The organism is Pontibacter sp. HJ8, from assembly GCF_054824225.1.
This window is the reverse complement of sequence record NZ_JSYF01000334.1, coordinates 1-9,188: the sequence shown is the minus strand read 5'-3', so window position 1 is coordinate 9,188 and position 9,188 is coordinate 1. Positions and strand designations below refer to the sequence as shown.

Below are 9,188 nucleotides of genomic sequence, written 5' to 3'. Positions count from 1 at the left end.
GCTCGAACAGTGGAGCGCCACAAAGTGCACTTGGCTCGAGCTCCTGCATCGTAGCAGGTGTTATAAGTTAGTCTTCCTATACCTATTGCTATACCTATCGGCTATACCTGCCAACTATACCTGTTGCTACAAGGCTCATACCTAGATAACAGGAGTGGCGGCAAGTCCCCCTTCGAAGGGGGTAGGGGGATGACAATCGTGCACCTAGAGGAAACGCAGCTACAACGCCTATACCTTTCCAGCAGGAACAGCAGGCTCCCCTCCTTAGATAAGGAGGGGCAGGGGTGGCAGTACCCGGTACTGCTATCTATTTTGTACCACAAGTTACGCAGCACTCAAACTTGCGGCATAATAGTTCTGGATAATTACAGAATCACAACTGATCAAAAAACGAAACAGGCCTCAGCTAAAATCAGCTAAGGCCTGTTTCACTAGGTAGTATTTTACTGCTTACGCAACGCGCAGTTGCTTCAGCGTTGATTTGTCAAATTTTTCGCGGGCATATTCGCCGGTGATCAGCAGTTCTTTCGCTCCTTCTTCTTCAGACGGAAGCTCAAACATCGCGTCGGTCATGATGCCCTCGCAGATCGAACGCAACCCACGGGCTCCGAGTTTATACTCTGCCGCTTTCTCTACAATATAATCCAGGGCCTCATCGTCAAACGATAGGGTGATGTTCTCCATTTCGAACAGGCGCTTGTACTGCTTCACGATGGAGTTCTTCGGCTCCAGCAGGATCAGGCGCAGGGTTTCTTTGTCAAGCGGGTCGAGGTGCGTTACCACGGGCAGACGGCCGATCAATTCCGGTATTAGGCCGAAGTTCTTCAGATCCTGGGCAGTAAGGTAGCGCAGGAAGTTCTCTTTTTCTTCCTGGTCGTCCTGCTTGGACTTGGAGAAGCCAATCGGACGTGTGTTCAGGCGGTTCTTGATCAGTCGGTCTATACCTACAAAGGCACCACCGCAGATGAACAGAATGTTCTCTGTGTTCACGGTGATCATTTTCTGCTCCGGGTGTTTACGGCCACCTTGCGGGGGCACGTTCACTACCGTACCTTCCAGCAGTTTCAGCAAAGCCTGCTGCACACCTTCGCCGCTTACATCGCGGGTAATGGAAGGGTTGTCGCTCTTACGGGCGATCTTGTCAATCTCATCAATGTACACGATACCACGCTCCGCAGACTCTACATTGTAATCAGCTGCCTGCAACAGGCGGGTAAGAATGCTTTCCACGTCCTCGCCTACGTAGCCTGCTTCTGTCAGTACGGTCGCATCGGCAATACAGAAGGGAACCTGCAGAATGCCGGCCATCATACGGGCCAGATACGTTTTGCCTGTACCTGTCTCACCTACCATGATGATGTTGGATTTTTCGATCACGACATCGTCTTCGTTGGTGCGCTGCATCAGACGCTTGTAGTGGTTGTATACCGCCACCGACATCACTTTCTTGGCATTGTCCTGGCCTACCACAAACTGATCAAGGTACTCCTTCATCTGCTTAGGCTTCATCAGGTTGAACTTCGGCGTGCGGCTGTTGGCGCGTATCTTATTTTCTTCGTTCAGGATTTGCTGGGCCTGGCCGATGCAACGGTCACAGATGTGTGCGTTGATACCGGATATCATCACAGATACGTCTTTCTTGTTTTTGCCGCAGAAGGAGCAGGTAATTTCAGCCATATGAAGTTTGTTCAGAAGATTCTAAGACCTTTTCAGATCTAACACGGAGCAAAGGTACAAAATTGAAAGTTTATAGAAGCACAAATCATATTACGAAAATGTTGATATGATTATAAAAAGTACTCATAAATTAAAAAATGGCTATTCGTATATTTTAGGTTAATTAGTTAAAAATCAACTATTTATATTGATTCAGTATCCACAGCCTGCTGTTGATAAATTCTTGGCCGAAACTCACTTTACGTCAACCGAAGTTGTTTGGGTGCAATTTTTTCTTGTCAATAAAACAGCAAAACCCGCATCAGCTGCCTGATGCGGGTTTTGTAAATAGAGGTGAAGGCCAGCCTATACCTTAGTTGAGACATTAGTCTTTCTTGCGGTGCAGTACCTCGTCAATCAGGCCATACTCTTTTGCTTCTTCTGCTTTCATCCAGTAGTCACGATCCGAGTTGTCGTAGATGTCCTGGTATGATTTGCCGGAATGCTCCGCCAGGATTTCATACAGCTCTTTCTTCAGCTTCAGGATCTCACGGGCCGTGATCTCGATATCGGAGGCCTGGCCTTGCGTGCCACCCATTGGCTGGTGAATCATAACACGGGCATGCGGCAGGGCAGAACGCTTGTTCTTGGCACCACCGGCCAGCAATACGGCACCCATCGAAGCAGCAAGACCTGTACAGATCGTCGCTACATCCGGATTGACATATTGCATGGTATCATAGATTCCCAGGCCGGCATATACGGAGCCACCCGGGCTGTTGATGTAGAGCAGGATGTCTTTCTTGGCGTCGGCAGACTCCAGGAACAACAGCTGCGCCGTAATAATGTTGGCGATAAAATCATCTACCTGCGTACCCAGGAAAATGATACGGTCCATGATGAGGCGTGAGAATACGTCAATCTCACGGAAATTCGTGGGACGTTCCTCAATTACGGAGCGGGTCATGCTTTCAATGTTGTGCATGGCACGTCCTTCTATATGATGGATATATTGATCTACGCCCAGGCCGCTCATGCCCTGGCCTTTAACGGCAAATTTCCGGAACTCCTCTTTGTTAAACATCATCTTGTTTAGGTTTACGGTTTATTCAAAAATAAAAAAGTCCTTTAATAAATAAAGGACTTTTTCAGATAAATATTATTTCTCGTTTTTAGAACGAAAGGTTTTTGAAGTCCTCTGCAGAGATTGTCTTCTCTACAACAGTCATCTTTTCTTTTAGTTTAGCGAGCACCTTCTCGGCCAGTAGCTGCTCGTACTCATTGATGTAGTTACGGCCGTTGTCCTGGCTCAGGTACTGGTTGGCATAGTTGTTCATGCTCTCTACCAGTTCTTCCGGGATCTCAGGCATGTTGAACTGTGCCAGCATCTTCTCCTTCGTAGCGGCTACAACCTCTTCGTTTGTAACTTTCAGCTCGTTCTCGTCCACCACCTTGTTCTTGATCATGGACCACTTCAGCTCACGCAGGTACTTGTCAAAGTTCTCCTCGATCTGCTCAGCTGTCAGGCGGCCTTCGTTGGTCACTTGCAGCCAGCGCTTGAAGAAATCAGTTGGAAGCTCCACGTCCACATTATCAACCAGTGTGTCGATGATGTTGCGGCTCAGCAGGTTGTCTGCTTCGCGGTCATAATTTTCCTGGATTGTCTCACGGATCTTGGCGTCAAACTCTTCTTCAGTTGTTACAACATCTTTACCGAAAAGTTTGTCAAAAAGTTCTTGGTTCAGCTCGGCAGGCTCGGTGCGGTTGATTTTCTCAACAACAAATTCAAACTCGCCATTCAGGTCAGCTGCGACTTCCTTGCTCATGCCGGTAACGTGCGCCAGCGCGCTGTTGTCATCACCAAAAGCTTTGCGGATATCAAAACGGATCGTGTCACCGGCTTTTACACCTACAAACTGCTCTTTGCCTGCTACCACACGGGTCGTAGGGATAAGCGTTTTAGACTCAAATTCGCCATCCACCTGCTTCAGGTCACCGTAGATGAAGTCACCTTCTGCTGAAGTTTCCGGGTTAGTGGTTTGGCCAAACTGACGCTTCAGGTTTTCGTAAGCCTCGTCGATCGTAGCCTTGTCTACTTCAATAGTGTATCCCTCTACGCTTTTATCCAGCGGAAGGTTGATTTCAGGAAGCAAGCCAACTTCATAGTTGAATTCGAACTCCTTCTGGTTATCCCAGTCGATCGCCTGCTGGTTCAGATCCGGAAGCGGCTCACCCAGCAGTTTCACATCGTTCGTTTTGATGTAGTTGGAGATTTCCTCCTGCAGGATCTTGTTGATCTGCTCTACCAGTATGCTCTTGCCATACATTTTTCTGACAAGACCGGCTGGCACTTTACCAGGTCTGAAGCCTTTGATCTGGGCTTTCTTGCTGAACTCTTTTACTTGCTGGTCAACCTTAGGTGCGTAATCTGCCTCTTCCAGAACTACCTTCAGTTGAGCGTTAGAGCCGTCGGTTTGATTTAATGTAATATTCAAGGCTTACAAAAATTTAATGATGATACATCTAGTAAAAACAAACCCCCAACATGGGCTGTTGAGGGTTTCCTTTAATGTGCGGATGGAGGGACTCGAACCCCCATGCCTCGCAGCGCTAGATCCTAAGTCTAGTGCGTCTACCAATTTCGCCACATCCGCGTGGTACTTTATCGTAATGATGGTGCAAATTTACAAACGCTTATTTCAAAAACAATAGGGCCGCTGAAAAAAAGCATAATATTTTTCGCACTTCCCGCCGGCGAAGATGCTTCTGTTAGCTTACATGCTCATTATCAATTATTAATGTGAATCAGGTGGCGTTGTGTGCATAGAAGCGTATATTCACTTATATTTGAAACTTAAAATGCCGCTGCCTAATTTATACTTATAGATACCAGCATAAGTATGGTTACAGGTTAACAGGGCCTGAGTACACTATACTTTCTACCTGACATTATTATGATCGATCCGGAAGCAGAACGCAAAGAGATCTTAAGACACTACCGAAGATTACTCCGGCACGCAAAGCCTTTTCTGAAGGATAACGATGCCAAGATCATCAAAAAGGCTTTCAATACCTCGATGGAATCGCACAGGGATATGCGCCGCAAATCAGGCGAACCTTATATACTGCACCCACTTGCTGTGGCCCAGATCGCGGTAGAGGAGATAGGCCTGGGCACAACATCTATCGTAGCAGCCCTGCTGCATGATGTGGTAGAAGACACGGCCATGGAAGTGGATGAGATCGAGCGTGAGTTCGGCGCCAGCGTAGCCCGTATCATCGAAGGCCTGACCAAGATATCCGGTGTGTTTGATTACGGTACTTCGCAGCAGGCCGAGAACTTCCGCAAAATGCTGCTTACGCTGTCAGACGACGTGCGGGTGATCCTGATCAAGCTCGCAGACCGGCTGCACAACATGCGTACCCTCGACAGCATGCCGCGCCACAAGCAGCTCAAGATCGCATCCGAAACGATGTACCTGTATGCGCCGCTGGCGCACCGCCTGGGGTTATACGCCATCAAGTCGGAGCTAGAAGACCTATACCTGAAGTACACCGATACCGAAACGTATAAGGCCATCTCCAACAAGATCCGGCAAACCCGCCTGGCGCGGAATAAGTTTATCAAAGATTTTATTTCGCCGATAGAGGATGAGTTGCGCCGCCATGGTTTCAAGTTCAATATCAAAGGCAGGCCCAAGTCCATCTACTCTATCTTAAAGAAGATAAAGAAACAGAACATCACGTTTGAAGAGATCTATGATCTTTTTGCGATCCGTATAACGCTCGATGTACCCCTGGAGTACGAGAAGGCTGCCTGCTGGCAGGTATACTCCATCATCACCGACTTCTACCAGCCTAACCCGGACCGTTTGCGCGACTGGGTGAACACGCCAAAGGCCAATGGCTACGAATCGCTGCACACCACCGTGATGAGTAAGGCCGGCCAATGGGTAGAGGTGCAGATCCGCACCAAGCGCATGGACGAGATCGCAGAACGGGGCTATGCGGCGCACTGGAAGTATAAGAGCGACGGCAGCGGCGGAGAGTCAGGGCTGGAACTCTGGATCAACAAGGTGCGGGATATGCTGGAGAACAACACTGCCAATGCTCTGGAGTTCATGGACGAGTTCCGCAAAAACCTGTTCGTGGAAGAGGTATTTGTGTTTACGCCAAAGGGTGAGTTGCTCATCCTGCCCGACCGTGCCACCGCCCTGGATTTTGCCTTTGAAATACATTCCCAGATCGGCCTGCAATGCCTGGGTGCCAAAGTGAACCAGAAACTGGTGCCGTTGAGCTTCCGGCTACGCAACGGTGACCAGGTAGAGATCCTCACTTCCCAGAAGCAGAAACCCAATGAGGAGTGGCTCAGCTACGTGGTGACTTCCAAGGCACGCTCCCGCATCAAGGAATACCTTCGGGAAGAACGCAGGGACAAATCGGAGCAGGGAAAGGTCATGCTGGAAAAGCGACTGGACCAGCTGAAGGTAGCTGAAACGCAGGTTAACCTGAACAAGCTCCTTGCCTTCTACAATGTGCCGACCGTGCAGGACCTACACTACCGCATAGCAACAGGGCACATTGATACCAAGAATATAAAGGAGGTTATTTTCACAGCCTCCGCCGAGCGAGGGTCCTCTATGCTGGAGCCCAAGTCATTTGACAGGGAAGTGCAGAAGATCAGAGGGGTGAACTCCGACATGCTCGTGATAGGGGAGAATACCTCCAATATGGCTTACCGGGTTGCCTCCTGCTGTAATCCTATACCTGGCGACGATGTGTTCGGGTTTGAAACAGAAGAAGACGGCATCGAAATACACCGCACTACCTGCAAGCGGGGCATTGAACTGATGTCCAATTATGGAAACCGCATCATCAAGGCCAAGTGGACCGATCAGAAGGAACTTGCCTTCTTGGCAGGTATACGCATCAAGGGAACGGACCGTGTAGGCCTGGTAAACGACCTGACGCGGATCATCTCCAACAGCTTGCGCGTGAACATGCGCTCGATCACAATAGATTCGCATGATGGAATCTTTGAAGGTAACATTATGGTTTTTGTTAATGATACCGGCCACTTGGATAAACTCATCCAGCGCATGGGCCGGGTTACCGGTGTGCTGACGGTCGAGCGTTTCGACTAGTTAGCCACTCTTATTATATAATAGAGAATGACAGACATGGTACAAGACCGCACGAGTATAGAGCAAATCAAAATAGACCAGGTCAAAAAGATATTTACGGCCTACCTGGAAAGCAAAAGGCTGCGCAAGACCCCGGAGCGCTACGCGATCCTGGAGGAGATTTACTCCCGATCCGGGCACTTTGATGTGGAGTCGCTCTACATCAGTATGAAAAACAAGAACTACCGCGTGAGCCGGGCCACGGTATATAATACCCTGGATCTGCTGGTAGAGAATGACCTGGTAAGCAAGCACCAGTTTGGGCGCAACCTGGCGCAGTACGAAAAATCGTACGGTTATCGCCAGCACGACCACGTGATCTGTACGGAGTGCCACAAAGTCGTGGAGTTTTGCGATCCGCGTATTCATAATATACAGACAATGGTGGGCGACCTTTTAAATTTTCATATCTTGCACCATTCTCTAAATCTATATGGCGTATGCGGTGATTGCCGCGCCAAAAGAGCAACAGAAATACAGCATCATGAAGTATCAGACAGAACTGAAGGATGAGGTCCTGTTTATCAGGCTGGAAGGTGACCTGGTTGCCGGGCCTGATACACAAGGTATGATTGCCGCCGCTGAAGCGCAAGTGGCCGATCAGGTATTGTTGTGTGCAGTGGACCTGTCTAATGTTCGCTTCATGGATAGTGGCGGAATGGGGGTACTGGTTTCTTTACTGACCAAGTTTCGCAACAGGGGAGGGGAGCTCGTACTCATCAAGCCTTCTGACCACATTCGCAAACTTTTGATCGTGACGAAGCTAAATGCCATTTTTACCATCGCAGAAAATGATAACTTCGCAGCTCAATTCTTAAAGGAATCAATTTACTAAAGTATAAATGGCAGTTGACATATTAATAGGTCTGCAGTGGGGAGACGAAGGCAAAGGAAAAATCGTTGACGTACTGGCTCCAACCTATGACATTGTTGCCCGTTTCCAGGGCGGCCCTAATGCGGGCCACACACTAGAGTTTGAAGGTACAAAGCACGTGTTGCACCAGATCCCTTCTGGTATTTTTCATTCCAGCATTCAGAATATCATAGGGAATGGCGTTGTGCTCGACCCGATCGTGTTTCGCTTGGAAATGCAGAAATTACAGGACCGCGGTGTAGACGCTACCCAAAACCTGTTTATTTCTAAAAAAGCATCTCTTATACTTCCTTCGCACAAAGTATTGGACAAGGTTTCTGAAGAAGCCCTGGGCACAGGTAAGATTGGCTCTACTCTGAAGGGTATAGGACCAACTTACCAGGATAAGATCGGCAGAGTAGGATTGCGCGTAGGCGATATCCTGGCAGACGATTTCGAGGACCGCTACAAGAAGTTGCTGGACCGCCACCGCAAAACAGTAGAATTCTACGGGCAAACGATGGACCTGGGAGAGCAGGAGCAGAAGTTCTTTGAAGCAGTAGACTACCTGCGCACGCTTCAGCTCGTGGATAGTGAATACATAATCAACGATGCTCTGAAAAACGGCAAGCGTATACTGGCAGAAGGAGCACAAGGCTCGCTGCTGGATGTAGACTTTGGAACGTATCCATTTGTGACTTCTTCTACTACACTGGTAGCGGGTGCCTGCACCGGACTTGGCGTAGCACCACGACATATCGGGGAAGTATACGGTATATTCAAAGCCTATTGTACACGTGTAGGCAGTGGTCCATTCCCGACAGAGCTTCTGGACGAGGTAGGAGAACAGATCAGGCAGGCTGGACGCGAGTTCGGTTCCACTACAGGGCGTCCGCGCCGTTGCGGTTGGGTTGATCTGCCTACACTGAAATATTCTATCATGCTGAACGGGGTGACCCAGCTCAATATGATGAAGGCGGATGTGTTGACAGACTTTGACACCATAAGAGTGTGCACGCATTACAAGCTGCCTTCCGGCGAGATAACGGATCAGCTACCGCACTCCCTGGAAATCGAAGGTATAGAACCAATCTATACAGAGATGCCAGGCTGGAGAGTTGACCTGAACCAGATCGAGACGGTAGAGGCGCTTCCTGAAGCATTCAATAACTACATGACTTTCCTGGAAGAGCAACTGCAGGTGCCTATTACCATCGCATCGGTAGGCCCGGATAGAAAGAGTACACTAAGAAGAGATAAGGTACAGGTAGGATAACATTCCTATACCTATAGAGAGAAAGAAGTTTACACGAGGCCCTGTCTACTATGGACAGGGCCTTTTGTTTTGCACAGGGGCAGAAACAGAAATTCCGAATTATGCTGGAACTCTGGCTGCCCAGAGGCTTGTTATCTTCCAGCCGCCAGGAGGAAAAACCGGGAATCGGGGCCGTTTTTGGGCGGTGCGAAAAAACCCGAAACTATTTTGGAAACTATTC

Annotated in this window: 7 protein-coding genes and 1 tRNA gene; 4 read left to right on the top strand and 4 right to left on the bottom strand. The window is 48.9% G+C overall.

Annotated features, from left to right (window positions below):
• Positions 1–450 precede the first annotated feature (450 nt).
• The 4 genes from clpX to OB13_RS14505 all read right to left on the bottom strand — a co-directional run bounded on the left by clpX (position 451) and on the right by OB13_RS14505 (position 4,310).
• Positions 451–1,677 (bottom strand): ATP-dependent Clp protease ATP-binding subunit ClpX, encoded by a 1,227-nt coding sequence (clpX, locus tag OB13_RS14520; protein WP_461490889.1) that lies wholly within the window; start codon positions 1,675–1,677, stop codon positions 451–453.
• 364 nt (positions 1,678–2,041) lie between these two features.
• Entirely contained in the window at positions 2,042–2,740 is a 699-nt protein-coding gene (locus OB13_RS14515; RefSeq protein WP_461490890.1) for a ClpP family protease, read from the bottom strand.
• An 88-nt stretch (positions 2,741–2,828) separates the two neighbouring features.
• Positions 2,829–4,151 carry a trigger factor gene (gene tig, locus OB13_RS14510; protein WP_461490888.1) on the bottom strand — a complete coding sequence of 441 codons (1,323 nt, stop codon included), beginning with the start codon at positions 4,149–4,151 and terminating at the stop codon, positions 2,829–2,831.
• A 77-nt stretch (positions 4,152–4,228) separates the two neighbouring features.
• Positions 4,229–4,310: transfer RNA gene (locus OB13_RS14505), tRNA-Leu, on the bottom strand.
• A 300-nt stretch (positions 4,311–4,610) separates the two neighbouring features.
• Between OB13_RS14505 and OB13_RS14500 the strand changes: the two genes are divergently transcribed.
• From OB13_RS14500 to OB13_RS14485, 4 genes are read left to right on the top strand one after another with little or no spacing between them, the layout of a single operon-like run.
• Entirely contained in the window at positions 4,611–6,800 is a 2,190-nt protein-coding gene (locus tag OB13_RS14500) for a RelA/SpoT family protein (protein WP_461490887.1), read from the top strand.
• 27 nt (positions 6,801–6,827) lie between these two features.
• The gene (locus OB13_RS14495; protein ID WP_461490886.1) at positions 6,828–7,352 is read left to right on the top strand and encodes a Fur family transcriptional regulator; all 525 of its coding nucleotides are present in this window, start codon (positions 6,828–6,830) and stop codon (positions 7,350–7,352) included.
• Positions 7,324–7,674, top strand: coding sequence for an STAS domain-containing protein (locus OB13_RS14490; RefSeq protein ID WP_461490885.1), 351 nt, complete (start codon positions 7,324–7,326; stop codon positions 7,672–7,674). The genes OB13_RS14495 and OB13_RS14490 overlap by 29 nt, the downstream gene beginning before the upstream one ends.
• 7 nt (positions 7,675–7,681) lie before the next feature.
• Positions 7,682–8,968 carry an adenylosuccinate synthase gene (locus OB13_RS14485; protein WP_461490884.1) on the top strand — a complete coding sequence of 429 codons (1,287 nt, stop codon included), beginning with the start codon at positions 7,682–7,684 and terminating at the stop codon, positions 8,966–8,968.
• The last annotated feature ends 220 nt before the right edge of the window (positions 8,969–9,188 follow it).